Genomic DNA, 26,293 nt, shown 5'->3' on the forward strand with positions numbered 1-26,293 from the left:
CAAAGAAGATGGGGATGATTCAGAAACTGCCGGCGGGCACGCGGATGCTGCCCTCCATCAGCACGCGCGCGCTGCGGCTCATCAGCGCCTTGGTCACGACCCAGTGGCCGTCGACCCGGGCCGCCTGGGCGCCGACGCGCAGGGTGCCACTGGGGTGGCCGAAGCGCACTTGCTCGCGCGCCTCGCCGCCGGCCGCCAGGCTCACCAGGGTGCCGGGGATGGCCGCGGCGGTGCCGATCGCGACCGCCGCGGTGCCCATCATCGCGTGGTGCAGCTTGCCCATCGACAGGGCGCGCACCAGCAGGTCGATCTCCGATGCGGCGACCGGCCGGCCGCTGGACGCGGTGTAGGCGCGCGGCGGCGCGACGAAGGCGATTTTGGGCGTGTGCTGGCGCGCCGCGGCCTCGCCGAGCTCGCGGATCAGGCCCATGCGCAGCGCGCCATGGGCGCGCAGGGTCTCGAAGCGGGCCAGCGCCGCGGCGTCGCCATTGATCTCGTCCTGCAGCTCGGTGCCTAGGTAGCCGAGGTCGGCGGCGTTCAGGAAGATGGTCGGGATGCCCGCGTTGATCAGGGTCGCGGGGAAGCGGCCGAGGCCCGGCACCTCCAGCTCGTCGAGCACCCGGCCGGTCGGGAACATCGCGCCGCCGCCGCCCTCCCCGCCCTCGTCGGCCGGGTCCAGGAACTCCAGCTGCACCTCGGCGGCCGGGAAGGTGACGCCGTCCAGCTCGAAGCCGCCGCTCTCCTGCACCTGGCCGGCGACGATGGGCACGCGCGCAACGATGGTCTTGCCGATATTGGCCTGCCAGATGCGCAGGCTCACGAGCCCGTCGCCGGCCGGCAGGCGGGCCGGATCGACCAGGCCCAGCGCGATCGCGGCCGGGCCGACCGCGGCCGAGAGGTTGCCGCAGTTGCCCGACCAGTCGACCAGCGGCCGGTCGATCGCCACCTGGCCGAACAGATAGTCGATGTCATGGCCGGGCCGGGTCGAGGCCGACAGGATCACCGCCTTCGAGGTGGACGAGCTGGCGGCGCCCATGCCGTCGATCTGCTTACCATAGGGATCGGGGCTGCCGAGCGCGCGCAGCAGCAGCGCATCGCGCGCCGCGCCGGGCCGGCGCGCGGCCTCGGGCAGCTGGTCGAGCTGGAAGAACAGGCCCTTGCTGGTGCCGCCGCGCATGTACAGCGCGGGAATGCGGATCTGGGGCGGGAAGAAGGAGGAAGGGCTCATGCAGTCTCGTGATTCTCGGCGAGCAGAAAGTCCTGGGCGAAGCGCTGCAGCACGCCGCCGGCCTCGTAGATCGAAAGCTCCTCGGCGGTATCCAGCCGGCAGCACAGCGGCGTCTCCAGGACCTCGCCGCCGCGGCGGGTGATGCGCAGGCGCAGCTCGGCGCGCGGTGCGCGTGCGCCGAGCACGTCGTAGGTCTCGCTGCCGTCCAGGTCCAGGCTCAGCCGGTTCGTGCCGGGCGGGAACTCCAGCGGCAGCACGCCCATGCCGATCAGGTTGCTGCGGTGGATGCGCTCGAAGCCCTCGGCCACCACCACCTCGACCCCGGCCAGGCGCACGCCCTTGGCGGCCCAGTCGCGCGAGCTGCCCTGGCCGTAGTCGGCGCCGGCAATGATGATCAGCGGCTGGCGGCGCTCCAGATAGGTCTCGATCGCCTCCCACATGCGCATGACCCGACCCTCGGGTTCGAGCCGCGCCAGCGAGCCGGCGCGCACCCGGCCCTGCGCATCGCGCACCATCTCGTTCTTCAGGGTCGGGTTCGCGAAGGTGGCACGCAGCGCGGTCAGGTGGTCGCCGCGATGCGTCGCGTAGGAGTTGAAGTCCTCCTCCGGCAGGCCCATCTTGGCCAGGTATTCGCCGGCGGCCGAGTCGGCCAGGATCGCGTTGGACGGCGACAGATGGTCGGTCGTGATGTTGTCCGGCAGCAGGGCCAGCGCGCGCAGGCCGCGCAGGCCGCGCGGGCTGGCCGCCAGCGCGCCGACGCCCTCGCGGTCCCAGTAGGGCGGGCGGCGGATATAGGTGGAGCGCGGCCGCCAGTCGTACTGCGGGCTCACCGCGGCGCCGGCCGGCCGCAGCGCGAACATCGGCTCGTAGACCTGGCCGAACATCTCGGGCCGCACCGCGCGCTCGACGATCGCATCGATCTCCGCATCGCTGGGCCAGAGATCGGCCAGGCGGATCTCGCGGCCGTCGACCACGCCCAGCACCTCGCGCTCGATGTCGAAGCGGATCGTGCCGGCCAGCGCATAGGCCACCACCAGCGGCGGCGAGGCCAGGAAGGCCTGCTTCGCCTGCGGATGGATGCGGCCGTCGAAGTTGCGGTTGCCCGACAGCACCGCGGTGGCATAGAGATCGCGCGCGATGATCTCGCGCTGGATCGCCGGGTCCAGCGCGCCGGACATGCCGTTGCAGGTGGTGCAGGCGAAGGCGACGATGCCGAAGCCCAACTGCTCCAGCTCCGTCAGCAGGCCGGCCTCGCGCAGGTACAGCTCCACCGTCTTCGAGCCCGGCGCCAGCGAGCTCTTGACCCAGGGCTTGCGCTTCAGGCCCAGCGCATTGGCCTTGCGCGCCAGCAGGCCGGCGGCGATCACATTGCGCGGGTTGCTGGTGTTGGTGCAGCTGGTGATCGCGGCGATGATCACCGCGCCGTCCGGCATCGTGCCGGCCTCGGCCGGCGGCATGGCCCAGGGCGCGGCGATGCCCTTGGCCGCCAGCTCCGCGGTCGCGACCCGCGCATGCGGGTTCGAGGGGCCGGCCAGGTTGCGCGTGATGCTGCCGAGGTCGAAGCTGAGACGGCGCTCGTACACGGCGTCTTGCAGCTGAGCGGCCCACAGGCCGGCCTGCTTCGCATAGGTCTCGACCAGGCGCAGCTGGGCCGGGCTGCGGCCGGTCAGGCGCAGATAGGCCAGGGTCTGCTCGTCGATGGCGAACAGCGCCGCGGTGGCGCCGTACTCGGGCGCCATGTTCGAGATGGTCGCGCGGTCGCCCAGGGTCAGGCCGGCCACGCCCTCGCCGCAGAACTCCAGATAGGCGCCCACCACCTTGGCCTGGCGCAGGAACTCGGTCAGCGCCAGCACGATGTCGGTCGCGGTGATGCCGGGCCGGCGCGCGCCGCGCAGCTCGACGCCGACGATCTCCGGCAGCCGCATCCAGGAGGCGCGGCCCAGCATCACGTTCTCGGCCTCCAGCCCGCCGACACCCACCGCGATCACACCCAGCGCGTCGACATGCGGCGTGTGGCTGTCGGTGCCGACGCAGCTGTCGGGATAGGCCAGGCCCTGCTGGGCATGGATCACCGGGCTCATCCGCTCCAGATTGATCTGATGCATGATGCCGTTGCCCGGCGGGATCACGTCCACATTGCGAAAGGCCTGGCGCGTCCATTCGATGAAATGGAAGCGGTCCTCGTTGCGACGGTCCTCGATCGCGCGGTTCTTCGCGAAGGCCTCCGGCTCGAAGCCGCCGCATTCGACCGCCAGCGAATGGTCGACGATCAGTTGCACCGGCACCACCGGGTTGACGCGCGCCGGATCGCCGCCCGCCGCCGCGATCGCGTCGCGCAGGCCGGCCAGGTCGACCAGCGCGGTCTGGCCCAGGATGTCGTGGCAGACCACGCGCGCCGGATACCAGGGGAAGTCGCGCTCGCGCCGGCGCTCGATCAGCTGCAGCAGGCAGTCCTCCAGCAGCGCCGGCTCGCAGCGGCGCAGCAGGTTCTCGGCAAACAGGCGCGAGCTGTAGGGCAGCCCGGCCCAGGCACCGGGGCGCAGCTCCTCGACCGCCGCACGGGCGTCGAAGAAGTCCAGCTCGGTGCCCGGCAGGGGCTTGCGATGGCGGCGGTTCAAGGGAGGCTGGCTGGAAGCGGGCATCAGGGTCGGGCGGACAGGGGCACGAAGGGGCGGTCCTCGGGACCGGTGTACTGGGCGCTGGGGCGGATGATCTTGTTGTCCTCGCGCTGCTCCACCACATGGGCCGCCCAGCCGCTGGTGCGGGCGATGACGAACAGCGGGGTGAACATCGCGGTCGGCACGCCCATCATGTGATAACTGACGGCGCTGAACCAGTCCAGATTCGGAAACATCTTCTTGATGTCCCACATCACCCGCTCCAGGCGCTCGGCGATGTCGAACATCTTCATCGTGCCGGCCTCGCGGGACAGCTGGCGCGCCACCTTCTTGATCACCTCGTTGCGCGGATCGCTGACGGTGTAGACCGGGTGGCCGAAGCCGATCACCACCTCCTTAGCTTCGACGCGGCGGCGGATGTCGGCCTCGGCCTGCTCGGGCGAGTCGTAGCGCTTCTGCACCTCGAAGGCCACCTCGTTGGCGCCGCCATGCTTGGGGCCGCGCAGCGCGCCGATGGCGCCGGCTACCGAGGAGTACATATCGCTGCCGGTGCCGGCAATCACCCGCGCGGTGAAGGTCGAGGCATTGAACTCATGCTCGGCGTAGAGGATCAGCGAGGTGTGCATCGCCCGCTCCCAGCCCGGCTCGGGCTTGCGGCCATGCAGCAGGTGCAGGAAATGCGCGCCGATCGAGTCGTCGTCGGTCTCGACCTCGATGCGCCGCCCCTGCCCGGCCCAGTGGTACCAGTACAGCAGCATCGAGCCGAGCGAGGCCATCAGCCGGTCGGCGATGTCGCGCGCGCCGGGCAGGTTGTGGTCGTCCTTCTCCGGCAGCACGCAGCCCAGGGCCGAGACGCCGGTGCGCATCACGTCCATCGGGTGCGCGCCGGCGGGCAGCTTCTCCAGCGCCTCCTTGACGCTGGCCGGCAGGCCGCGCAGCGCCTTCAGCCGCGCCTTGTAGGCGCGCAGCTCGGCGGCGTTGGGCAGCTTGCCATGCACCAGCAGATGCGCGACCTCCTCGAACTCGCAGGCCTCGGCCAGGTCCAGGATGTCGTAGCCGCGGTAGTGCAGGTCGTTGCCGCTGCGGCCGACGGTGCACAGCGCGGTGCTGCCGGCGGTGACGCCGGACAGGGCCACGGACTTCTTCGGCTTGAAGCCTGCGGGGGCGGCCAGGGTGTCGCTCATCGGGGTTCTCCTCCTTGGAATTCAGGGTGCCGCATCGTTCAGCGCGGCCGGGGTCAGGCCTTGCCCAACCCCGCGCGGCTGCAGCGGGCAGGGGCGCCCCTGCTCGTCCACCGCCACCATCTCGAAGCTGGCGCGCAACACCTCCTGCGGCTGGGTGCCGGGCGCCGCGTCCAGCGCGGCCCGCACGTCCACCGTCATCGAGCTGCGGCCCAGCCGCACCACCCGCGCATGCAGGTGCAGCAGCGCGCCGACGCCGACCGGCGCCAGGAACTCGACGCCGCGCGCCGCCGCCATCACCACCGCCTGACGGCTGAACTGCGCCGCGGCCAGATAGGCGGTGCGGCCCAGCAGGGCCAGCGCCTCGGGGCCGAACAGGGTGCCGTAATGGTTGGCCTGGCGCGGCAGCACCAGCTCGGTCCGGCTCAGTTCGTTCGGTGGGGTGGCCGCCAGGGCCTTGATCCAGTCCATCGTGGCATGGGATAGTCGCGCTGTTCGCAATCTTTGCAGCCAACACCCGGAAGTTCAATGACTGAATTAGCCATGAATTGCGAAGCAGATCCCATCAATTTGCAATGTTTGCGAAGCCATGCGTAAGACCTTTCTGGGTGTCAAGCTGAAGACCCTGCGCGAGCAGCGCGGCCTGACCCAGGCCGCGCTGGCCCAGGCGCTGAAGCTCTCGCCCAGCTATGTGAACCAGCTGGAGAACAACGAGCGGCCGCTCAGCGTCGCGGTGCTGCTGCGCCTGCAGTCGGCGCTGGGCGTGGACCTGCAGTTCTTCTCGGAGGACGACGAGGCGCGGCTGTTCGCGCAGCTGCACGAGATCGTGGCCGAGACCGCCCTGCCCGCCGCCCCCGAGGCTCGCGTGCCGGACGCCGAGCTGCGCACCCTGGTGCAGCAGATGCCGGCCCTGAGCCAGCTGCTGCTGCGCCTGCATGGCCGCGCCCGCGGCGCCGAGCAGCGCCTGGCCAGCCTGGGCCTGGGTGAGCGCGACGGCGACGCGGGCAGCGCCGCCAGCCTGGGGCCGCATGAGGAGGTGCGCGACTTCTTCTATGCCCAGCACAACCATATCGACACGCTGGACCGCGCCGCCGAGGCGCTGTCGGCGCGCCTGGGCGCGGCCGACCATGCGCAAGACCTGACCCGCCGGCTGGAGGCCCATCTGCTGGCCGCACACCGCATCCAGGTCCAGCAGCTGCCCGAGGAGCGGCTGCGCCGCTTCGAGCCGGCACAGCGCCTCCTGCTGCTGTCCGACGCGCTGACGCCGGGCCAGGCCGCCTTCCAGCTGGCGACACAGCTGGCCTATCTGGAGGCCGGCGCGGAGATCGCGCGCCTGGTCGGCACGGCACCCTTCAGCGCCGAGGCCGCGTCGCTGGCCCGCATCGGCCTGGCCAGCTATTTCGCCGGCGCCCTGCTGCTGCCCTACGGCCGCTTCCTCGCCGCGGCGCAGGAGTTGCGCTACGACATCGCGCTCCTGGCCAAGCGCTTCGGCGTCAGCTTCGAGACGGTGTGCCACCGCCTGTCCACCCTGCAGCGCCGCGAGGCGCGCGGCCTGCCCTTCTTCTTCGTGCGGGTGGACCGCGCCGGCAATATCTCCAAGCGCCAGTCCGCCACCGATTTCCATTTCTCGCGCAGCGGTGGCACCTGCCCGCTGTGGAATGTCTACGAGGCCTTTGCCCAGCCCGGCCGGGTGCTGACCCAGGTGGCGCGCATGCCGGACGGCCGCAGCTATCTGTGGATCGCCCATTGCGAGCTGCGCCCCACCGGCGGCTATGGCGCGCCGGCGCGCGAGTTCGCGATCGGCCTGGGCTGCGACCTGCGCCATGCCGAGCAGCTGGTCTATGCCAAGGGACTGGACCTGGCCAGCCCGGACAGCGCGACGCCGATCGGCCCCGGATGCAAGCTCTGCGAGCGCGAGGGCTGCGCCCAGCGCGCCTTCCCGCCACTGGGCAAGCAGCTGAGCATCGACGAGAACGAACGCTCGGCCGAGCCCTATCTGGCACGCTGAGTGGCCCAGGCCGGCGGCGTTTCATGCCGCCCGAGCTGCAGCCTGTCGGTGAAGGCGCCCGGCCCTCGGTCGCCGCCGGCACAATCGCCCGGATCGATCCATCCACAGGGCCGCCAGATGACCGAGACCTTGAACCCCACCTTCGCGCCGCGCGGCGTGCGCGGCTGGCTGCTGCTGCTGTGCCTGATGTTTGTCCTGATCGGCCCGCTGCTGAGCCTCGGGCTGATGTGGCACAGCTATCAAGAGCTGGCCCCTATTGCCGCTTCGGCCGCTTCGGCTGGCTCGCGGATCGCGCTGTGGCTGGCGCTGGCCCTGATGGCCGGCGCCATCGCCTACGGCATCCATGCCGGCCTGGCACTGTGGCGCCTGCGTCCCGGCGCGGTGCGCACCGCCAAGCGCGCGCTGCTGCTCGGGCTGGCGGCCGACATCGTGCTGACCCTGCTGGAGGTGCTGGCCGCAGGCCCGGTCGCGGGTCGGCTGCTGCCGCGCCTGGAGATCGCGCTGCTCCCGAGCCTGCTCTTCTTCACCCTCGCCTACGCCTACCTGAACCGCTCGCGGCGCGTGCAGGCAACCTACGCCGACGCCGACCTCTGATGACGACAACATCGACCCTGCAGTACCGCCCCGCCCAGTCGGCCGACATCCCGCGCTGCATCGAGATCCGCGGCCGCACGCGCGAGAACGCGATCAGCGCCGCGCAACTGGCCGAGCTGGGCATCACCGCCCAGACCTGGGGCGCCGCGGTCGCGGCCGGCGAAACCCTGGGCTTCGTCTGCAGCGACGGCGCGTCCGGCATCGTCGGCTATTGCTACGGCGATGCGGCCAGCGGCGAGGTGCTGGTGCTGGCCCTGCTGCCCACGCATGAAGACCGCGGCATCGGCCGCGAACTGTTGCAGCGGGTCATGATTGCCCTGCGCGAGCGGGGTCACCGGCGCCTGTTCCTCGGCTGCTCGGACGACCCGACCTCGCGCTCGCATGGCTTCTATCGCCACCTGGGCTGGCGCCCGACCGGCGCGCGCGATGCGCTGGGCGATGAGGAGCTGGAGTTTCTCTTTCCCGATCGTTGACGTGAGCAAGGCCAAGCTAGATCGACATTCATTCGGCAAGGCCTCGTTCTCGCACTGCGCCGCCCGGCAAGTGCAGACCCGGCCCCGCCAGCCGCCGGACTCCGATGCGGAGGTCGCCCGCCAACTGGCAGGGCCGGGTCTGCAAGTACCGATGCGGTCTGCGAAGAAGAGGTCTTGCGGGACCTCCGGCCCGCAACGCTCAGCGAACTCCGCGCAGCTCGGCTCGCGTGAAATGTTCTGAATGCCGAGTCAGCCTAGCGCTGCACTGTGTAGCGCGTGTCGTAAAAACGCCCCGCACCATCCTGCGCGCGCAGCCACAGCTCCTGGCCCAGGGCGCCGGCGGCGGCGCCGATTTGCGGCAGGCTCAGGGTGCTGGCGCTCACGCCATAGGCCGGCGTGAAGTCGCGCTGCACCACGCTGGCGCCGCTGTTGCGGATCACGACCCGCACCCGCATCAGGCGCAGGTCCGGATTGGACTTGGCCCAGGCGCTCCAGTTCAGGTTCAGGCCGGCGGCGAGGCCGGCCGCGGTCAGCGGCGCGCTGCCGCTGATGCCGTCCAGCGCCGGATAGCGCGGCTGGGGCGGCACGCTGGCCGGTAGCTCGGCGCGCAGCCAGGCCACGCGGCTTTCGGCCGCGGTGGCGCCGCTCGGGGTGTAGGAGGCCAGGTACTTGGCATTGCGCAGGGTGTCGGCACCGCCCAGCCAGCCGACGGTGGCGGGCTGCAGCAGCTGGTCGGACAGCGCACCGGTCGGCTCGACCGAGCTGGCGCCCGAGGTCGGGCTGATGCACAGCCAGCGCTGCGCGCAATAGGCCAGCGGGATGCTGAAGCCGCCGGGCGTCTGCACCGTGGCCTTGTCCAGCAGCGCGGTGCCGGCGCCGTTCTGCGCCTGCAGCAGCAGCTGCACGCCGGCGCCCGGGTTGCCGGCCGGCAGGCCGCTGCTGAGCGCGCCGCTGCTCTCCAGCGCCAGCCAGGCGACGGGGTGCACACTGAACTCCAGCTTCTTGCCATTGCCGATGAAGCTCCACTTGGGCGTGCCGGTGGTGGCGCTCTTGTTGAAGCTCAGCGCATCGGTGAACAGGTCGACCAGCGCGCCGCTGCTGTCGCTGATCGGCGCGGACACCAGCACGCGACTGCAATTGCCGGCCGTCACCACCTCGTCGGCGCAGCCGGTCACCAGGAAGCGGCCAAACTGCCAGTTCTTGGTCGCGTAGCCGGCCAGCAGCGCGGCCAGCTCGCTGCCGCTGCGGCCGTTGTGCTTGTCGTAGGCCGAGAGATGCGGCGAGGCCGCCAGCGCCGCCGCGTTCGCGCCCTGCGCGATCAGCTTGTTCAGCGCCGCGCCCAGCTCGTCGAGCTGGCCCAGATTGGGCAGCACGCCGGTGGCGCTGGTGGTGGCCTTCAGGGTCGAGCTGATCGCGTTGGCCGGGGTCGCGCCAGTGGTCTTGGCCAGTTCGGTCTTGGCGGTGGGCAGGTCGACCAGCACCTCGCCGGCCTGGCTGGCCAGCAGCTTGTTGGCCAGTTGCAGCTGCTCGACGCCCTGCGCGTTCTTCGCCAGGCCGACGCGCAGGCTTTCCAGCAGCACGTCGTGGCTGCCCTTGTTGGCCGCGAACGTGGGGTCGGCCAGCAGGTCCAGCTTGGTCGGGTCGCTGATCTTCAGGTCGGTCAGCTGGGTCTTGATCAGGGTCTTCAGGAAATCGGCGGCCACCACCGTCTGGCTCAGGCTGGCCAGCGCCGTGGCGCTCTCGCTGCCCTTGGCGAACAGCGGCGCCGGATCGGCGCCCAGCGCCAGCGCCACCGCGGCCTGCGTCAGCGGCGTCACATGGGCCACCATCGCGGCCGCGGCCGTGCCCTGCACGCTGGAATGCAGCAGCTGCGGGGCGCCAGCGGCGTCCATGCCACGCGCCTGCACCAAGAGCGGCATCGTGAAGCTCTTGCTGCTCAGCTTCAGGCTGTAGCTGCCCTCGACCGGATGGGCGCTCGTGCTGCCCAGGGCCTGGCCCTTGGCATCGATCACGCTGATCGCGGCACCACCCAACGGCGCACCGACCGCGGCCACGCCGCTGAGCGTGGACTCGACCTCGATGGGCGTCGTGCCGCCGTCGTTCTTGTCGCCGCCCCCACCGCCGCCGCAGGCGGCCAGGACGAGGGCGGACGACAGGACGGGAAACAGCAGCGCGGGGCGGAACGACATGGGCGTAGGTACGGGACGATGAATGCCGCCCAGTATGGCCAGCCGCGCCGCGCCGAAAGCGCGCATCAGGGCCGGAAAGCCGGCCCTACTCCGCCCGCGCCGGCTTGCGCGCCTACTTGCCGATGTTGACCCAGGCGATCTCGAACCAGTTGTCGGCGCGGTGCACCACACTGACATTGCTGCGCGCGGCCCAGGGGATCATCTGGCGGTGCAGCGGGATGATGTTGACCTGCTCCTTGACCTCGGTCAGCGCCGCCTTGATCAGCTGCTCGCGCTTGTTTGGATCGGCCTCAATGCTGCTCTGCGCGGCCAGGCCATCGAACTTGTCGTTCTTGAAGTTGCCGTAGTTGTAGAAGCCCACGCCCTTCTCGGCGCGGTTGCGCAGCACCGGCGTCATCATGGTCTCGGCGTCGGTGATCGCGCCGCCCCAGCCGTACAGGTACATGCTGGTGTCGAGCTTCTCGACCTTGGGGAAGAAGGTCGCCCGTGGCATCGCGTTGACCTTGACCTTGACCTTCAGCTGCGCCCACATCGTGGCCAGCGCCAGGCAGATCTCCTCGTCGTTGATGTAGCGGTTGTTCGGACAATCCAGGGTCACCTCGAAGCCATCGGCATAGCCGGCGTCCGCCATCAGCTTGCGCGCGGCCGCGACGTCGAAAGGATAGCGGCGCTCAATGATCGGGTCGTTGTAGGAGCCTAGCGGCGAGGGCGTCAGACCACCAGTGGGTACAGACAGGCCATTCATCAGCTTGGTGCGCATGGTCTCGACATCGATCGCCTGGTACAGGGCTCGGCGCACGCGCTGGTCCTTGAACGGGTTCTTGTCACCGGCCACATTGCCGTACAGCAGCTTGTCGCGCGCCTGGTCCATGCCGACCATCACCAGCCGGTTCTCCGGCCCCTCGATCACCTTGACGCCCTGCGTGTTGCGCAGGCGCGGCACGTCGCGCGGCGCCGGGTCGAGCACGAAGTCGATCTCGCCCGAGACCAGCGCGGCCAGGCGGGTCGCGTCGTTGCTGATCGGCGTGAACACGATCTCCTGCACATTGCCCTCGAACTTGCCCCACCAGTTCGGGTTGCGCTTGTAGGTGGTCTTGATACCCGGTTGGCGCGAAACCAGCATGTAGGGGCCGGTGCCGTTGGCGTTGAAGGAGGCATGGCTTTCCTCCTTGTTCTTGAAGTCCAGCGGCTTGGTCACCTTGTGCTTCTCGCTCCAGCTCTTGCTCATGATCCACAGCGGCACGGCGATATGCTGCAGGAAGATCGGGTTAGGCGCGCTGAGCTGGAACTCGACAGTCAGGTCATCGATCTTGCGCGGCTTGCCAACCGCATTGGCATAGGTGCCGATCTGCGAGGTGGGTTGCGCACCGCGCTCGATCGAATAGATCACATCGTCGGCGGTGAAAGGCGAGCCATCATGGAACTTGACACCAGGGCGCAGCTTGAAACGCCAGGTCAGCGGGCTGGTCTGCTCCCAACTAGTGGCAAGCGCCGGCACGAGCCCCAACTGCTTGTCACGGGCGACCAGCCCTTCGTAAACCTGGCCGTTGACCATATTGGTCATGCTCTCGTTCTGCGAGTGCGGGTCCATGGTCTGCGGGTCGCCCTGGCTGGCCCAGCGCAGGGTCTGGGCCTGCGCGGCGCAGGCGGCGGCGATCAGGCCGATCGCAAACAGGCAGAAACGGGACGGCAGCATCGTCTTCATCATCGGGACTCCCCTGCAGCGCAGGCGCTGATCAATGTGGCGCGAGTGTAGGAAGCCGCTTCCCGCCGCGGGGGCGGGGATTCACCTGATGGGGCTTGTACCGAGCCGCAGGCCGGGCCGCCGCTTTTTATGCGTGGCGCATCCAGACCTCATCGAGATGGGTAAAACCCCAGTCCCGCGCCGACTCGCGACCGACGATCTTGTCATTGCTGGCGGGCAGCGCCAGGTCCAGCATCTGCACCGGCACCGGCAGCTTGGACTTGGTGGAATAGAACACCCTGACCACCGGGGTTACCAAGCTGCTGGCGTTCTGCTCTACCACCACCGCCAGCCGGCCCGAGGCCAGCTTCACCAGGGTGCCGACCGGGAAGATGCCGATGCTGCGGACGAAGGCCTGGAACACCTGCGGATCGAAATGGCCCTGCCATTGCGCCATGCGCTGGATCGAGCCGGCCGGATCCCAGGCCGCCTTGTAGGGCCGGTTCGAGGTGATCGCGTCATAGACATCGCAGACCGCCCCCATGCGCGCCAGCAGCGAGATCTGCTCGCCCTGCAGCCGCTCGGGATAGCCGCTGCCGTCCATCTTCTCGTGGTGATGCAGGCAGACGTCCAGCGCCGAGAGTGGCACCAGGCCACCCTCCCTCAGCGCCTCGAAGCCGCGCACCGGGTGCGAGCGCATCACCGCGAACTCGGCATCATCCAGCGCGCCGGGCTTGTTCAGCACCTCCAGCGGCATCATCATCTTGCCGACATCGTGCAGCAGCCCGGCCAGGCCGGCCTCGCGCGTCTCAGCCTCGTCCAGGCCCAGCTGGCGCGCCAGCGCGACCATCAGTGCGCAGACCGCCACCGAATGCATATAGGTGTAGTCGTCCTTGGTCTTGAGCCGCGCCAGGCTGACCAGGGCCGAGGGGTTGCGCGCCACGGACTGCGCCACCTCATGCACCAGCGGCAGGCATTGCTCGGCGTCGATCGCGCGGCCCAGCCGCGCCTCGCCGAACAGATGCATCACCGCCTGGCGCGAGCGGTTCACCAGCTGCGCCGCGCGCGCCAGCTCGTCGCCGAAGGCGACGCGCGCCGGGCCCACCTCCGGCGCCGGTATCGGTGGCGCGGCCGCGACGGCAGGCGCCGGAGCGGCCGGCGCTGAAGCAGCCACCACATCCGCGCCCCGGGCGGTGTCGATCCAGACCGCCGGCACGCCGCAGGACAGCAGCGCGGCCAGGTCGGCCGGATCGTCCAGCACGAAGCGGGTCTTCCAGAAGGGATGGGACAGCCATGAACCTTCCAGCGACTGGAGGTACATGCCGAGCTTCAGGTCCCGGGTCTGGATTTTCTTGAGCATGGGCGCGGCTGCATTGCCTGGGCGATCTGCGGCAAGTATGCGGTGGCACGCGCGGGCCGATCAACCGTAAAGGGCGCAAAAAAGCCGCCCGCAGGCGGCTTTCGCGTCTTTTGTGCGCAGCGCGCTCAGCGCAGGCGCGATTGGGGCACGGTCTTGACCTCGCCGGGCAGCGCGGCCAGATAGCCCGCCATCGCCTTCAGCTCGGCATGGCTGAACTGCTTGACCTGGCCGGCCATGATCGCGTTGCTACGACCGACCACCGCATTGCCCTCGGTCTGGTAGGACTTCAGCGCCGCATAGAGATAGTCGGCATGCTGGCCGGCGATCTTCGGGTAGGCGCCGTCGATCGGCTTGTTGAAGTTGGCGCCATGGCAGGACGCGCAGGCGCCCTTGTTCAGCAGCTCGGTCACCTGGCTCGACGCGGGCACCGCGGCCTCGGGCACGGCGGTGGCGCTCTTGCCGCCATGCTGCTCGTAATAGGCCGAGATGTCGGCGATGTCCTGCTCGGTGAGGCTCAGCGCGATGCCGCGCATCGTCGGGTGCTTGCGCTCGCCCTTGGCATAGGCATTCAGCGAGGCGGCGATGTACTTGGCGTTCTGGCCCGAGATCATCGGCACGCGGTGCACCTCCGGGAAGCTCGACTGGTAGCCGGGGATGCCATGGCAACCGATGCACATCGCGACCTTCTTCTGTCCGGCGGCCACATCCTGGGCCTGCGCCGACATGAGGACACCCGGCATGGCGGAAAGAGCTAGCGAGATCTTCAGCAGAAGTTTTTTCATGGTCCCCAGGAACAAATGTTGTACTACGGGTCAGAAACAGATGCCGGCGCGCATTATATGGGCCGACCTTTGCGCGCCGGGGCGAGCCCTATACTGGTTCGCAGCCGCTCCACAACACCTTTCGTCAACAAAATAGACATGAAGTTTCAAGGCTCCGAGCAGTACGTCGCCACCGCCGATCTGATGCTGGCGGTCAATGCCGCCATCACCTTGAAGCGCCCCCTGCTGGTCAAGGGCGAACCCGGCACCGGCAAGACCATGCTGGCCGAGGAAGTCGCGCAATCGCTGGGTCTGACGCTGCTGCAGTGGCATGTGAAGAGCACCACCAAGGCCCAGCAGGGCCTGTACGAATACGACGCGGTGAGCCGGCTGCGCGACTCACAGCTCGGCGAGGAAAAGGTCAGGGACATCCACAACTACATCGTCAAGGGCGTGCTGTGGCAGGCCTTCGAGGCGGACACCCCGGTGGCTTTGCTGATTGACGAGATCGACAAGGCGGACATCGAATTCCCGAACGACCTGTTGCGCGAGCTCGACCGCATGGAGTTCTACTGCTACGAGACGCGCCAGCTGATCAAGGCCAAGCACCGCCCGCTGGTCTTCATCACCTCCAACAACGAGAAGGAACTGCCGGACGCCTTCCTGCGCCGCTGCTTCTTCCACTTCATCAAGTTCCCCGACGCGGCCACGATGCAGCAGATCGTCGACGTGCATTTCCCGGGCCTGAAGAAGGAGCTGCTGGCCGCCGCGCTGAAGACCTTCTTCGACGTGCGCAACCTGCCCGGGCTGAAGAAGAAGCCCTCGACCAGCGAGCTGCTGGACTGGCTGAAGCTGCTGCTGGCCGAGGACATCCCGGTCGAGGCCCTGCACAGCGGCGACGACAAGGTGGCGGTCCCGCCGCTGGTCGGCGCCCTGCTGAAGAACGAACAAGACCTGACCCTGTTCGAGAAGCTGGTGTTCATGCAAAGCCGCAACCGATGAGCGGCGGCCCCACCTACAGGCAGGGACTGGCCGATGCGCTCGGCTTCGTGCTGGGCGCGCTGGCCGGCTGGCAGCTCGGGAGCTGGCTCGGCTTCGACTTCATCGGCTCGACGCAGTGGCAGACGCCGCAGCTGATCGGGCTGCTCTTCATCCTCGCCGGCTGCGGCCTCGGTCGCTGGCTGGCGCGCAAGATCATCCTGCGATGAACGCTCCTCTGTGCAAGCCCCTCACCCTGACCGGCCGGCATGTGCGGCTGGAGCCGCTGGCACCCGAGCATGAGGCCGGCCTGCAGGACGCCGTGCGCGACGGCGAGCTCTGGCGGCTCTGGTACACCTCGGTGCCGACACCCGAGGGCATGGCCGCCGAGATCCGCCGCCGTCTGGACCTGCAGGACAAGGCCAGCATGCTGCCCTTCACCGTCTTCGACGCGGAAGGCCGGATCGCCGGCATGACGACCTATATGAACATCGACAACGCGAACCGCCGCGTCGAGATCGGTTCCACCTGGTATGCCGCACGGGTGCAGCGCAGCCCGCTCAATACCGAGTGCAAGCTGCTGCTGCTGCAGCATGCCTTCGAAGCGCTCGACTGCATCGCGGTCGAGTTCCGCACCCACCGCTTCAACCAGGCCAGCCGACGCGCGATCGAGCGCCTGGGCGCGCAGCTCGACGGCATGCTGCGCGCGCATCTGCGCATGCCCGACGGCACCCTGCGCGACACCGCCGTCTACAGCATCACCGCCGCCGAATGGCCCACCGTCAAGAACCATCTCTCATGGCAACTCGCAAAACCTCGTTGAAAAAACCCGGCAACAAAACCTTCGACGTCGACGCCCTCTGGCAGATCGAGCGCCTGGGCGCGCCCAGCCTGTCGCCCGACGGCGCCCAGGCCGTGGCCTCGCTGACGCGCTACTCGATGGAGACAAACAAGAGCCAGACCCAGCTCTGGCTGCTCTCCACCCTGGGCGGCGCGCCGCGCGCGCTAACCAGCGCCGGTGACAAGGACGGCGGGCCGCAATGGAGCCCCAAGGGCGACCGGATCGCCTTCGTCGCGCGCCGCGAGCAGGAGGGCGCGAAGGACGAGGAGGCCCAGCTCTACCTGATCGCGCCGGACGGCGGCGAGGCTCGCCGCGCCGCCACCGTGGCCACCGGCATCGAGGCCTTCAAATGGTTCCCGGACGGCCGCCGCATCGCCTTCATCTCCTGGGTCTGGCCCGGGCTGAAGGGCGCGCCCGCGCAGGCCAAGGCGCTGAAGGAATTCAAGGAGCGCAAGGAAAGCGGCTATGTCACCGACCAGGCCGTCTACCGCTACTGGGACCACCATATCCCGATGGGCCGCGTCGCGCACCTGCATGTGCTGGACACCGCGACCGGCAAGGTCAGCGACCTGTTCGAGGGCAGCGATTACGAGCTGACCCGCGCCGAGCCGGATGCGAACTGCTTCGACATCTCGCCCGACGGCAAGCGCATCGTGTTCGCCTTCGACCCCCAGCCCGAGAAGAAGCTGGACCATTGCTACGCGCTGGCCGAGATCGAGGTCCGCAGCGCCAAGATCCAGGTGCTGCTGCAGGACAAGGCCTGGGACTTCCAGGCCCCGCGCTACAGCCATGCCGGCGCGCACCTGGCCTTCCTGGCCAGCAACCAGGGCAAGAAGCACACGATGCCGGCCCAGCTGGCGGTGCTGGACCAGCAGGGCCATTGGGCCGTGCTGTCGGAGCAATGGGACCATGAGGTCGCCGCCCCGCTGCAATGGGACGAGGATGATCTGGGGGTGCTGTTCTGCGCCGAGGAGCGCGGCCGCCGCCATCTCTGGCGCTTCGACGTCAAGACCTGCGAGGCCCATGTGCTGTTCGAGGGCGGCCATGCCACCGGCTTCGCGCTGGCGGCCGGCACCCTGGTCGTGCAGCATGACGGCGTGCAGCATCCACCGCGCCTGTCGGTGCTGGAGGCCGAGGGCCGCGCCGACGAGGGCGGCCGCGCGCGCCGCATCGAGAGCTTCAACGACAGCCTGCTGGCCGGCTACGCCTTCGGCCGCGACGAGCCCGTCACCTACCAGGGCGCGCTCGGCGACGACGTGCAGATGTGGCTGATCTACCCGCCCGGCTTCAACCCGAAGAAGAAGTATCCGATCCTGCACCTGATCCACGGCGGCCCGCACACCGCCTTCGGCGATGCCTGGCATTTCCGCTGGAACGCCCAGACCATGGCCGCGCAGGGCTATGTGGTGGCCTGCGTCAACTACCACGGCTCCTCGAGCTTCGGTTACGCCTTCCTGGACTCGATCACCCAGCGCTGGGGCGAGCTGGAGCTGCAGGACGTCGAGGCCGGCACCGACTGGCTGCTCAAAAACCCCTGGGCCGACAAGAAGCGCGTCTTCGCCACCGGCGGCAGCTACGGCGGCTATATGGTCGCGTGGATGAACGGCCATCTGAAACCCGGCCGCTACCAGGCCTATATCTGCCATGCCGGCTGCTTCGACTGGCAGGCAATGTTCGCCGACGACGCCTACACCTGGCATGCCAAGGAACTGGGCGCCTGGTACTGGGACGATCCGGCCAAGGTCGCCTCGCAGAGCCCGCATGCCTTCGCCAAGAACATGGCCACGCCGACCCTGGTGATCCATGGCGCGCTCGACTACCGCGTGCCGGATGCCCAGGGCCTGGCCTACTACAACACGCTGAAGGCCAAGGGCGTCGATGCCCGCCTGCTGTGGTTCCCCGACGAAAACCACTGGATCCTGAAGGCGCGCAACAGCAAGCTCTGGTACGGCGAGTTCTTCGACTGGCTCAAACGCCACGACCCGGCCGGCAAGCCCGTGGCCAAGGGCCGCAAGGCCGGCAAGGCCTGACAGGCCGCCTGCGCACGGTAGTGGCTGGCCCCGGAGGGCCAGCCGCCGCCAGCCCGAGCATCGGTCATCAGGATGCCGCGGAGTCCGGCGCCATAATTGGCTCGGTCCCCGTCATTGTTCTTCCATGCTGATCCAGTTCTTCTACACGCTGCGCGCCGCCAAGCTGCCGGTCTCGGTCAAGGAGTTCCTGACCCTGCTGGAAGCCCTGAAGCTGGGCGTGATCGGCGAGGATGGCGCCGCCAAGGTGGACGACTTCTATTTCCTCGCCCGCACCACCCTGGTCAAGGACGAAGCCCATTTCGACAAGTTCGACCGCGCCTTCGCCGCCTACTTCAAGGGCGTCGAGCTCTTGACCGCCGACCTGGCCAAGGAGCTGCCGCTGGAATGGCTGCGCCAGCATCTGGAGCTGGAGCTGACGCCGGAGCAGAAGGCCGCGATCGAAAAGATGGGCTGGGACGAGCTGATGCAGACGCTGAAACAGCGCCTGGAGGAGCAGAAGGAGCGCCACGAGGGCGGCAACCGCTGGATCGGCACCGGCGGCACCAGCCCCTTCGGCAACAGCGGCTACAACCCGCAGGGCGTGCGCATCGGCGGCGCGGGCCGCAACAAGAGTGCGGTCAAGGTCTGGGACCAGCGCGCCTACAAGGACTACGACGACAACCTCGAACTCGGCACCCGCAACATCAAGGTCGCGCTGCGCCGCCTGCGCCGCTTCGCGCGCGAGGGCTCCGAGCTCGAGCTGGACCTGGACGACACCATCCACAAGACCGCGGCCAACGCCGGCATGCTGGACATCCGCATGATCCCGGAGCGCCACAACAAGGTGAAGGTGCTGCTGCTGATGGATGTCGGCGGCACGATGGACGAGCATGTGCACCGCGTCGAGGAGCTGTTCTCCGCGGTCAAGAGCGAGTTCAAGCACCTGGAGTTCTATTACTTCCACAACTGCGTCTACGACTTCATGTGGAAGAACAACCGCCGCCGCTTCAGCGAGAAGTTCCCGACCTGGGACGTGATCCGCAAGTACAACAAGGACTACAAGCTGATCTTCGTCGGCGACGCGACGATGAGCCCCTACGAGATCCTGCAACCCGGCGGCAGCGTCGAATACAACAACGAGGAGGCTGGCGCCGAATGGCTGCAGCGCCTCACCCATGCCTTCCCGAAATACGCCTGGATCAATCCCGAGCCGCAGGGCGTCTGGCAGTACCGTCAGAGCATCTCGCTGGTCCAGCAGCTGATGCATCAGCGCATGTTCCCGCTCTCGCTCCAGGGGCTGGAGGGGGCGATGCGCCTGTTGAGCCAATGAGGCGGCCGACGGCCCTGCTCCTCCCCCTGCTGGCCGGCCTGCTGCTGTCGGGCTGCGCCAGCCTGGGCGGCCTGTTCGGCGAACGCCAGCCCGCCGAGGACAAGACCGGCACGAGCGCGCCGCAGCAGCCGCAGCAGCGCGTCGCCTATGAGCTGGAGATCGAGGCCCCCGAGACACTGCGCGCGCTGCTGCAGGAACATCTGGACCTGGCGCGCTTCCAGCGCGTCGGCGAGAACGAGGGGCTCAGCCGCGTCGAGCTTGACCGCCTGGCCGCCGGCGCGCCGGCGCAGGCGCGCACGCTGCTGGAGACCGAGGGTTACTTCAACGCCGAGATCAAGGTCGAGCGCAGCAGCGGCGAGGCCGAGCGGGTGCGGCTGCGCGTCACGCCGGGCCCGCGCGCGCAGGTCGCGCGCCTGGACCTGGGCTTCACCGGCGCGCTGCAGGAGCCGCAGCAGGCCGACGCGCTGCGCGTCGCCGAGGCGCTGCGCCTGCAGCTGCAGCATGGCTTCGCCCTGCAGCCCGGCAAGCCCTTTCGCCAGGCCGACTGGTCGGCCGCCAAGACCGAGACCCTGGCCCGCGCACGCGCCGGCGGCTACCCGCTGGCACGCTGGAGCCTGACCGCCGCGCGCGTGCAGGCCGAGAGCAACCAGGCCGAGCTGGAGCTGCTGCTGGACAGCGGCCCGCTGTTCCGCCTGGGCGAGCTGCAGATCGAGGGACTGAAGCACCATGACGAGGAAAGCATCCGCCGCGTCAGCGGCCTGACGCCGGGCCAGCCCTTCACCGAACGCGCGCTGCTGGACTTCCAGGAGCGCATCCTGAAGACCCAGCTGTTCGACGGCGCCACCGTCGACATCCAGCCCGAGGCCGACCAGGCCGAGGCCGCGCCGGTGCGCGTCGTGGTGCGCGAGGCGCCGCTGCAGCAGGCTACCACCGGCATCGGCTACGACACCGACAAGGGCCAGCGCGTCACGCTGGAATACCTGCACCGCCGCCCCTTCGGCCTGGAGCTGCGCAGCCTCAGCAAGCTCAACATCAGCCGCGAACTGCGCAGCGCCTCGCTGGAGCTGACCTCGCATCCGCAGACCGACATGCACCAGAACCTCGGTTCGCTGGGCGTGGAGCAGGACTTGCGCAACGGCGTCGATATCACCAGCCTGATCGGCCGCCTGGGCCGGCTGCGCGAGACCGCGCGCGACGAGCGCCTGGACTTCGTTGAGCTGCTGCGCTCGCACGAGCGCTTCAGCGACAACACCCGCCTGACCGCCGGCGCCGTCTCGATCAACACGAATCGCATCTGGCGCCGCGTCGACAGCCTGCTGCTGCCCACCGACGGCCGCACCGCCATCCTCGAGCTGGGCCTGGGCCGCGCCAGCAGCAGCAGCGACGAGAACGGCCTGTTCGGCCGCGTGCGCATGAAGCTGGGCTGGTACAAGCCGCTGGCCGACAACAAATGGTTCGCCAGCGCGCGGCTGGAGCTGGCCCAGCTGATCGTGCGCGATGCGGTGCGGGTGCCGGACCGGCTGCTGTTCCGCGCCGGCGGCGACGAATCGGTGCGCGGCTACGGTCCGCGCGACCTGGGCCCGCCCGGCGATGCCGGCGGCCGCACCCTGTTCACCGGCAGCCTTGAGCTGGCCCGACCGATCAGCGCCAAGCTGCCCGCCTTCTGGGGCGCCGCCTTCATCGACGCCGGCCAGGCCGCCGACCGCTGGGGCGGCCTGAAGCCCGCGATCGGCTGGGGCTTCGGCGCGCGCTGGCGCAGCCCGATCGGCCCGCTGCGCCTGGACCTGGCGCGCGGCCAGGAGACCGGCAAATGGCGCCTCCACTTCAGTGTGGGGATCGTGCTGTGACGGACAAGGCACCACCCGAGCAGAAGCCCGCATCGCCACGCCGGCGCCGGCTGCGCCGCTGGCTGGCCGGCAGCCTGGCCCTGCCAGCACTGGCGGCGCTGGGCGTGCTGGGCCTCTACTGGGGCAGTAGCACCGAGTCCGGCAGCATCTGGGCGCTGGAGCGCATCCCGGGCCTGAGCCTGGAGGCGCCGAGCGGCAATCTGCTGGGCGGATTCTCGGCGCGCCGCCTGAGCTTTCGCGCCGAGGGCTTCAGCCTGGAGCTGCAGGGCCTGCGCTGGCAGGGCCTGAGCCTGGCCTGGGACTCGTCGCCGGCCCTGTGGGGCCGGCTGCGCGTCAAGGAGCTGGCGGTCGACAAGGCCCTGCTCGACTGGAGCAGCAGCGACCAGCCGGCCTCCGGCCCGCCGCAAGACCTGACCCTGCCGCTGGCGCTCGAGCTGCCCAGCCTGGCCGTCGGCGAACTGATCGCCAAGCCGCTGAGCGCGACGCCGCTGCGCGGCCTGCAGGGCGGCGTCTGGCTGGGCGAGGACGGCGGCGCGCGCCACCGGGTCGAGCTGCGCCGGCTGGCCTGGGAGCGCCTGAACCTCGCCGGTCAGGCGACGCTGCAGACCCGCGGCGAGATGCGCGTCGCGGCGAAGCTGCAGCTGACCCAGGACGCGGCGACCGACGCCGCCCTGCCCGAGCTGCGCGGCTGGTCGGCCGAGGCCAGGCTGGACGGCCCGCTGGCCGGGCCGCGCCTGCTGGCCGAGGCCAGCCTGCCGGCGGCGCCGGAGCGCGCCGGCCAGCGCCTGAAGCTGGACGCCGGCCTGGCGCCCTTCGCGCCCTGGCCGCTGGCGCAGGCGCGCCTGACGACCGAGAACTTCGATCTGCAGGCCCTGGTCGCCAGCCTGCCCGCCACCGCGCTGAGCGGCAGCGCAAAGCTGGACGGCAGCGCCTGGGACCGCCCCGCGCGGCTGCAGGCCGAGCTCGCCAATGCCCGCGCCGGCCGCTGGGACCAGCAGCGCCTGCCGCTGCAGCGCCTGGACCTGGACCTGCAGCTGCGCCCGGACCGCCTGGCCGGACTGGCCGATCCCAAGGGCCTGGCCGAGCTGCAGGTGCAGCGCCTGGAACTGCTGCTGGGCAGCGTGCGCGAACCGGGCGGGCGCCTCAGCGCCTCCGGCAACGGCCTGAAGCTGCAGGCCCGGCTGGCCGCGCTGCGCAGCGCGGCGCTGGATGAGCGCCTGCCGAAGCTGGAGCTGGGCGGCGGCCTGGACCTAGTCGGCCGGCCGGCCGCGGGCGGCGCGCTGGCGCTGCAGCTCGAGACCCGGCTGGACGGCCGCTTCATGCCGGACGGCAAGACCGCCCGCCCGCTGGCGCTGCAGCTTTCGGCCCGCCACGAGGGTCAGGTCTTGCATCTGGAGCGGGCCGAGCTGCGCTCCGGCGCCTCGCAGCTGAACCTGCAGGGTCAGGTCGTGCCCGGCGGCACGGCGGGCTGGTCGGCGCGCTTCAGCGCCGCGGCCAGGGAATTCGATCCACGCCTGGTCTGGGCCGGGCCGCCGCGCTCCGCCTGGGCGCTGGGCCAGCACAGCCTGGACGCCAGCCTGAGCGGCGAGCTGCGCCAGGGCCGCGGCCCCTGGCCCGCGGGCCAGGCCGAGCTGAAGCTGGCGCCCAGCCTGCTGGCCGGCGTCGGCCTGAACGGCCAGCTGCTCTACCAGGCCGCCGCGGGCGCCGCGCCGCGCCTGACGGCCGAGCTGCAGGCGGGCGAGAACCGCTTGAAGCTGCAGGCCGAGGAACTGGGCGCCAAGCTGCCGCAGGGCCGGCTGGCGCTGGAGGCGCCGCGCCTGGCCGCGCTGACCCCGCTGCTGGCCGCGACGCTGCCGCCGGGCAGCAAGGAGCTGCAGCTGGGCGGCAGCGCCCAGGCCCAGCTGGAACTGGCGCTGGACGGCGAGGAGCTGCGCAGCAGCGGCAAGCTGAACGCACGCGCCCTGCAGCTGCGCGGCCTGCCGGGCCTGACGGCGCCGCTGAGCCTGGCCGAGGCCGATCTCGGCTGGCAGCTGGACAGCCGCCCCGAGGCGCCGCTGCGCGCCGAGGGCCGGCTGGAGCGCCTGGCCTATGGTCCCTCGCAGCTGAGCCAGGGTCTGCTGGACCTGCAGGGCAGCTGGGCCAGGCATCGCCTGAAGCTGGAGCTGCAGGGCCAGCTGCCGACGCCGGACTGGGCCGCGACGGTGGCCGACGGCCCCACGCTGGCCGGCAGCCTGCGCACCGCGCTGGCCGGCCAGCTGAACGAATCGCCCTGGCGCAGCCTGGTCAAGGGCCGCGCGCCGCTGGACTGGCGCGCCCAGCTGGAGCAGCTGCAGCTGCGCCCGCAAAAGCGCGGCCAACCCGACTGGCTGGCCGCGCGCGAGCTGGCGCTGCGCCTGAATCTGGGCAGCGGCGGCGAGCTGCTGGCGGCCGAGGCCGCGCCCGGCAAGCTGGAGCTGGCCGGCGCGACGATCGCCTGGCGCCAGCTGTCCTGGCAGGCGCCGCGCCTACTGGGCCGGCCGCCTCAGGTGCTGGCCGATGTCAGCCTGGAGCCGCTGAAGGTGGCACCGCTGCTGGCGCGCTGGCAGCCGGACTTCGGCTGGGGCGGCGAGCTGGTGGTGGGCGGCAGCGCCAAGATCCGCAGCGCGCCGCGGGTCGAGGTGGACATCGTGCTGGAGCGCGCCGGCGGCGACCTCAGCGTCACCGAGGGCAGCAGCGTGCAGCAGCTGGGCCTGAGCGATCTGCGCCTGGCGCTGCAGGCGCGCGACGGCGTCTGGCATTTCGCGCAGGGCGTGGCCGGCAGCAACCTGGGCGTGATGGGCGGTGCGATCAGCAGCCGCACCTCGGCCCAGGCCCTGTGGCCCGGCCCCGAGGCGCCGCTGGAGGGCGTGCTGCAGCTGGACGTCGCGAACCTGGGCACCTGGGGCGCCTGGGTGCCGGCGGGCTGGCGCCTGGGCGGCACCTTCAACGCGGCGCTGCAGCTGGCCGGCAAGGTCGGCGCGCCCGAGATCCTGGGCCGCGCCCGCGGCGCCCAGCTGCAGCTGCGCAACCCGCTGCTGGGCGTGGATGCACGCGACGGCGAGCTGGCGCTGGACCTGAACGGCCCGACCGCGACCCTGCAGCGCTTCGCGGTGCGCGGCAGCGCCGGCGGCCAGCTGACGGCCCAGGGCCGCGCCGAGTTCGGCGCCAAGCCGCAGCTGGACCTGCAGCTGAAGGCCGACAAGTTCACCTTCCTGGGCCGGGTCGACCGGCGCCTGGTCGCCAGCGGCCAGGCCGGGCTGCAGATCGTCGAACGCAGCCTGAGCCTGAACGGCCGGGTCGAGGTGGACGAGGGCCTGTTCGACTTCTCGCGCGGCAATGCGCCGACGCTGGATGACGATGTGCAGGTGATCCGCGCGGTCGACCCGGCCGAGGCCGACAAGGCCACGCCGCGCGCCAGCAAGGGCCCGGCGCCGAAGATCGATGTACAGGTGGCGATCGACCTGGGCCGTCAGCTGCGCCTGCGCGGCCGCGGCGTCGACACGCGGCTGCGCGGCGAGCTGCGCCTGATCCACCAGGGCGCCGGGCCGCTGCTGACCGGCACCGTCAGCACCTTCGGCGGCACCTACGACGCCTATGGCCAGAAGCTGGAGATCGAGAAGGGCGAGGTCAGCTTCGCCGGCGCGATCGACAACCCGCGCATCAATGTGCTGGCGGTGCGGCCCAACACCGATCTGCGGGTCGGCGTCACCGTCACCGGCACCGCGCTGGACCCGCGCATCAAGCTGTTCTCCGAACCAGAGAAGTCCGATACCGAGAAGCTCTCCTGGCTGCTGCTGGGCCGTGCCCCCGACGGCCTGGGCCGCGCCGACACCGCGCTGCTGCAACGCGCCGCGCTGGCCCTGCTCAGCGGCGAGGGCGAGAGCCCCTCAGGCAAGCTGATCAAGAACCTGGGGCTGGACGAGCTCTCGGTCAGCCAGGAGGACAGCGACGCGCGCGGCACCGTGGTGCGCTTGGGCAAGCAGCTGTCACGGCACTGGTATGTCGGCTACGAACGCGGCCTGAACGCCACCGCCGGCAGCTGGCAGCTGATCTACCGCCTGGCCCAGCGTTTTACCCTGCGCGCGCAGACCGGGCAGGACAACGCGGTCGATCTGATCTGGCAGTGGAAGTGGGATTGAACAAGGACCGCGCCTGACGGCGCGGTTCAGTAGATCGACACCAGCGTTCCTGCTCCGTTCGCTACTGATTGGCCGAGAAAGGCTGTAAGGCGTTCGGTCAACGCGCCCAGATCATCCAGCTGCGCCCGCCGCTCCTCGGCGTCCTCGGCCGCCTGCCAGTAGATCTCGGCCGCCGTGATCGCGTCGGTCGCATAGGCCCGATCCAGCGCCTGCCGGTCCTGCCGCTGCAGGAAGGTAGCCACCGCGGCGGTCTGCGCGGCCGACAGCAGGCGCGGCGCACCATAGCCGCGATCCGGGCCGATCTCCGCACCGCCCTCGACCAGGAAGCCGCCGGGCATTTCGGCCGCATCGGCGGTGCCGGTGAACAGGAAGTGCAGCACATGCCAGGCCTGCTCAAGCTCGAAGCGATCGCCTTCGCCGAGCGGCTCGAACAAGACCGGCTGCACAGGTACCTCGGCGGGCTTGGCGCCGAACAGCCGCGCCAGCAGGCCCGGGCGCGTCGGCGCGATCGGTGCTTCATCACCGAGCAGTTGGCCGACGGCATGCGGGTGCTGCGTCAGTTGATCGACCTGCTCGGGGGTCAGCCGGTACAGGCTGCAGGACATGCTCATGCGGGGCTCCGGGTCACGTTGCTTGCAGCGTCTCCACTGATCCGCAAAGCCTGCGCTAAGGACGGGTTCTCATTCATTTGGCTTCTCCCTGTGCGCCGTGTCGGCGCCGGCAGATGATAGGAGTGGCAGATGTCAAAAAACGCCATCGGGAATCGAAGCATTGCCCCGCGTACCGGGCTCAGGAATACCCGAAATCGTCGCGGAACTCCCCATGTCCGCAGCCATGCGACAATGCGCGCCGCCCCGGTTCTCGGGGCCGGTGCTCTCCGTAGTTCAATGGATAGAACGGCCGCCTCCTAAGCGGCAGATACAGGTTCGATTCCTGTCGGAGGGACCAAGACGGCATTTCAGGACGCCGCACAAACGATCAAGCCCCTAGGTGAATCAAGCACTTAGGGGCTTTTTTCATGTCAGGTTCGCGCAC

19 protein-coding genes and 1 tRNA gene are annotated in these 26,293 nt (G+C 70.0%); 11 read left to right on the forward strand and 9 right to left on the reverse strand.

Going from position 1 to position 26,293, the window contains the following annotated elements:
* Positions 1–19 precede the first annotated feature (19 nt).
* Genes prpF through G8A07_RS20270 form a run of 4 tightly spaced genes read right to left on the reverse strand, consistent with a single transcriptional unit; the run spans position 20 to position 5,498 of the window.
* Positions 20–1,228, reverse strand: a complete 1,209-nt coding sequence (gene prpF, locus G8A07_RS20255) for a 2-methylaconitate cis-trans isomerase PrpF (RefSeq protein ID WP_195793774.1) — start codon at positions 1,226–1,228, stop codon at positions 20–22.
* Positions 1,225–3,846: a Fe/S-dependent 2-methylisocitrate dehydratase AcnD gene (acnD, locus tag G8A07_RS20260; protein ID WP_195797871.1), complete on the reverse strand. Its 2,622-nt coding sequence runs from the start codon at positions 3,844–3,846 to the stop codon at positions 1,225–1,227. The genes prpF and acnD overlap by 4 nt, the downstream gene beginning before the upstream one ends.
* 23 nt (positions 3,847–3,869) lie before the next feature.
* Complete coding sequence (gene prpC / locus G8A07_RS20265; protein WP_195793775.1) at positions 3,870–5,030, reverse strand: 2-methylcitrate synthase; 1,161 nt, start codon at positions 5,028–5,030, stop codon at positions 3,870–3,872.
* Positions 5,031–5,051: 21 nt separating this feature from the next.
* Complete coding sequence (locus G8A07_RS20270; protein ID WP_195793776.1) at positions 5,052–5,498, reverse strand: acyl-CoA thioesterase; 447 nt, start codon at positions 5,496–5,498, stop codon at positions 5,052–5,054.
* Positions 5,499–5,616: 118 nt separating this feature from the next.
* On the opposite strand from G8A07_RS20270, the gene G8A07_RS20275 reads away from it, so the two are divergent.
* From G8A07_RS20275 to G8A07_RS20285, 3 genes are all read left to right on the forward strand, one after another.
* Positions 5,617–7,035 (forward strand): short-chain fatty acyl-CoA regulator family protein, encoded by a 1,419-nt coding sequence (locus tag G8A07_RS20275; RefSeq protein ID WP_195793777.1) that lies wholly within the window; start codon positions 5,617–5,619, stop codon positions 7,033–7,035.
* Between the two features lie 117 nt (positions 7,036–7,152).
* Positions 7,153–7,629, forward strand: a complete 477-nt coding sequence (locus tag G8A07_RS20280; protein ID WP_195793778.1) for a DUF2569 family protein — start codon at positions 7,153–7,155, stop codon at positions 7,627–7,629.
* Complete coding sequence (locus tag G8A07_RS20285) at positions 7,629–8,102, forward strand: GNAT family N-acetyltransferase (protein WP_195793779.1); 474 nt, start codon at positions 7,629–7,631, stop codon at positions 8,100–8,102. The genes G8A07_RS20280 and G8A07_RS20285 overlap by 1 nt, the downstream gene beginning before the upstream one ends.
* 254 nt (positions 8,103–8,356) lie before the next feature.
* Here the strand turns inward: G8A07_RS20285 and G8A07_RS20290 are convergent, their stop codons facing one another.
* From G8A07_RS20290 to G8A07_RS20305, 4 genes are all read right to left on the reverse strand, one after another.
* Positions 8,357–10,291, reverse strand: coding sequence for a hypothetical protein (locus G8A07_RS20290; RefSeq protein ID WP_195793780.1), 1,935 nt, complete (start codon positions 10,289–10,291; stop codon positions 8,357–8,359).
* A 112-nt stretch (positions 10,292–10,403) separates the two neighbouring features.
* The gene (locus tag G8A07_RS20295) at positions 10,404–11,999 is read right to left on the reverse strand and encodes an ABC transporter substrate-binding protein (protein ID WP_371816383.1); all 1,596 of its coding nucleotides are present in this window, start codon (positions 11,997–11,999) and stop codon (positions 10,404–10,406) included.
* 124 nt (positions 12,000–12,123) lie between these two features.
* Complete coding sequence (locus tag G8A07_RS20300; RefSeq protein WP_195793781.1) at positions 12,124–13,335, reverse strand: HD-GYP domain-containing protein; 1,212 nt, start codon at positions 13,333–13,335, stop codon at positions 12,124–12,126.
* Positions 13,336–13,460: 125 nt separating this feature from the next.
* The gene (locus G8A07_RS20305; protein WP_195793782.1) at positions 13,461–14,117 is read right to left on the reverse strand and encodes a cytochrome c; all 657 of its coding nucleotides are present in this window, start codon (positions 14,115–14,117) and stop codon (positions 13,461–13,463) included.
* A gap of 138 nt (positions 14,118–14,255) precedes the next feature.
* Between G8A07_RS20305 and G8A07_RS20310 the strand changes: the two genes are divergently transcribed.
* The 7 genes from G8A07_RS20310 (at position 14,256) to G8A07_RS20340 (ending at position 25,258) form a co-directional block, all read left to right on the forward strand.
* On the forward strand, positions 14,256–15,098 hold the full coding sequence (locus G8A07_RS20310; protein ID WP_195793783.1) for a MoxR family ATPase: 843 nt from the start codon (positions 14,256–14,258) through the stop codon (positions 15,096–15,098).
* Positions 15,095–15,304 (forward strand): hypothetical protein, encoded by a 210-nt coding sequence (locus G8A07_RS20315; protein WP_195793784.1) that lies wholly within the window; start codon positions 15,095–15,097, stop codon positions 15,302–15,304. Before G8A07_RS20310 ends, G8A07_RS20315 begins: the two co-directional genes overlap by 4 nt.
* Entirely contained in the window at positions 15,301–15,897 is a 597-nt protein-coding gene (locus G8A07_RS20320) for a GNAT family N-acetyltransferase (RefSeq protein WP_195793785.1), read from the forward strand. The genes G8A07_RS20315 and G8A07_RS20320 overlap by 4 nt, the downstream gene beginning before the upstream one ends.
* On the forward strand, positions 15,873–17,945 hold the full coding sequence (locus G8A07_RS20325; RefSeq protein WP_195793786.1) for a S9 family peptidase: 2,073 nt from the start codon (positions 15,873–15,875) through the stop codon (positions 17,943–17,945). The genes G8A07_RS20320 and G8A07_RS20325 overlap by 25 nt, the downstream gene beginning before the upstream one ends.
* A 124-nt stretch (positions 17,946–18,069) precedes the next feature.
* Positions 18,070–19,254, forward strand: a complete 1,185-nt coding sequence (locus G8A07_RS20330; RefSeq protein ID WP_195793787.1) for a VWA domain-containing protein — start codon at positions 18,070–18,072, stop codon at positions 19,252–19,254.
* A complete protein-coding gene (locus G8A07_RS20335; RefSeq protein WP_195793788.1) occupies positions 19,251–21,101 on the forward strand; it encodes an autotransporter assembly complex family protein in 1,851 nt (616 codons plus the stop codon). Before G8A07_RS20330 ends, G8A07_RS20335 begins: the two co-directional genes overlap by 4 nt.
* Positions 21,098–25,258, forward strand: coding sequence for a translocation/assembly module TamB domain-containing protein (locus G8A07_RS20340; RefSeq protein ID WP_195793789.1), 4,161 nt, complete (start codon positions 21,098–21,100; stop codon positions 25,256–25,258). Before G8A07_RS20335 ends, G8A07_RS20340 begins: the two co-directional genes overlap by 4 nt.
* A gap of 26 nt (positions 25,259–25,284) precedes the next feature.
* Here the strand turns inward: G8A07_RS20340 and G8A07_RS20345 are convergent, their stop codons facing one another.
* A complete protein-coding gene (locus tag G8A07_RS20345; RefSeq protein ID WP_195793790.1) occupies positions 25,285–25,869 on the reverse strand; it encodes a YfbM family protein in 585 nt (194 codons plus the stop codon).
* Between the two features lie 262 nt (positions 25,870–26,131).
* On the opposite strand from G8A07_RS20345, the gene G8A07_RS20350 reads away from it, so the two are divergent.
* Positions 26,132–26,206: transfer RNA gene (locus tag G8A07_RS20350), tRNA-Arg, on the forward strand.
* Positions 26,207–26,293: the final 87 nt, after the last annotated feature.

Origin of the sequence: Roseateles sp. DAIF2 (assembly GCF_015624425.1) — a bacterium.
Lineage (GTDB): Bacteria > Pseudomonadota > Gammaproteobacteria > Burkholderiales > Burkholderiaceae_C > Kinneretia.

Coding starts and splice junctions, on each gene's coding strand:
- G8A07_RS20345 (WP_195793790.1), bottom strand. CDS start 25,869: ATGAGCATGTCCTGCAGCCTGTACCGGCTGACCCCCGAGCAGGTCGAT.
- prpF (WP_195793774.1), bottom strand. CDS start 1,228: ATGAGCCCTTCCTCCTTCTTCCCGCCCCAGATCCGCATTCCCGCGCTG.
- prpC (WP_195793775.1), bottom strand. CDS start 5,030: ATGAGCGACACCCTGGCCGCCCCCGCAGGCTTCAAGCCGAAGAAGTCC.
- G8A07_RS20335 (WP_195793788.1), top strand. CDS start 19,251: ATGAGGCGGCCGACGGCCCTGCTCCTCCCCCTGCTGGCCGGCCTGCTG.
- G8A07_RS20315 (WP_195793784.1), top strand. CDS start 15,095: ATGAGCGGCGGCCCCACCTACAGGCAGGGACTGGCCGATGCGCTCGGC.
- G8A07_RS20290 (WP_195793780.1), bottom strand. CDS start 10,291: ATGTCGTTCCGCCCCGCGCTGCTGTTTCCCGTCCTGTCGTCCGCCCTC.
- G8A07_RS20275 (WP_195793777.1), top strand. CDS start 5,617: ATGCGTAAGACCTTTCTGGGTGTCAAGCTGAAGACCCTGCGCGAGCAG.
- G8A07_RS20270 (WP_195793776.1), bottom strand. CDS start 5,498: ATGGACTGGATCAAGGCCCTGGCGGCCACCCCACCGAACGAACTGAGC.
- G8A07_RS20285 (WP_195793779.1), top strand. CDS start 7,629: ATGACGACAACATCGACCCTGCAGTACCGCCCCGCCCAGTCGGCCGAC.
- G8A07_RS20280 (WP_195793778.1), top strand. CDS start 7,153: ATGACCGAGACCTTGAACCCCACCTTCGCGCCGCGCGGCGTGCGCGGC.
- G8A07_RS20305 (WP_195793782.1), bottom strand. CDS start 14,117: ATGAAAAAACTTCTGCTGAAGATCTCGCTAGCTCTTTCCGCCATGCCG.
- G8A07_RS20330 (WP_195793787.1), top strand. CDS start 18,070: ATGCTGATCCAGTTCTTCTACACGCTGCGCGCCGCCAAGCTGCCGGTC.
- G8A07_RS20310 (WP_195793783.1), top strand. CDS start 14,256: ATGAAGTTTCAAGGCTCCGAGCAGTACGTCGCCACCGCCGATCTGATG.
- G8A07_RS20320 (WP_195793785.1), top strand. CDS start 15,301: ATGAACGCTCCTCTGTGCAAGCCCCTCACCCTGACCGGCCGGCATGTG.
- G8A07_RS20295 (WP_371816383.1), bottom strand. CDS start 11,999: ATGATGAAGACGATGCTGCCGTCCCGTTTCTGCCTGTTTGCGATCGGC.
- G8A07_RS20325 (WP_195793786.1), top strand. CDS start 15,873: ATGGCAACTCGCAAAACCTCGTTGAAAAAACCCGGCAACAAAACCTTC.
- G8A07_RS20300 (WP_195793781.1), bottom strand. CDS start 13,335: ATGCTCAAGAAAATCCAGACCCGGGACCTGAAGCTCGGCATGTACCTC.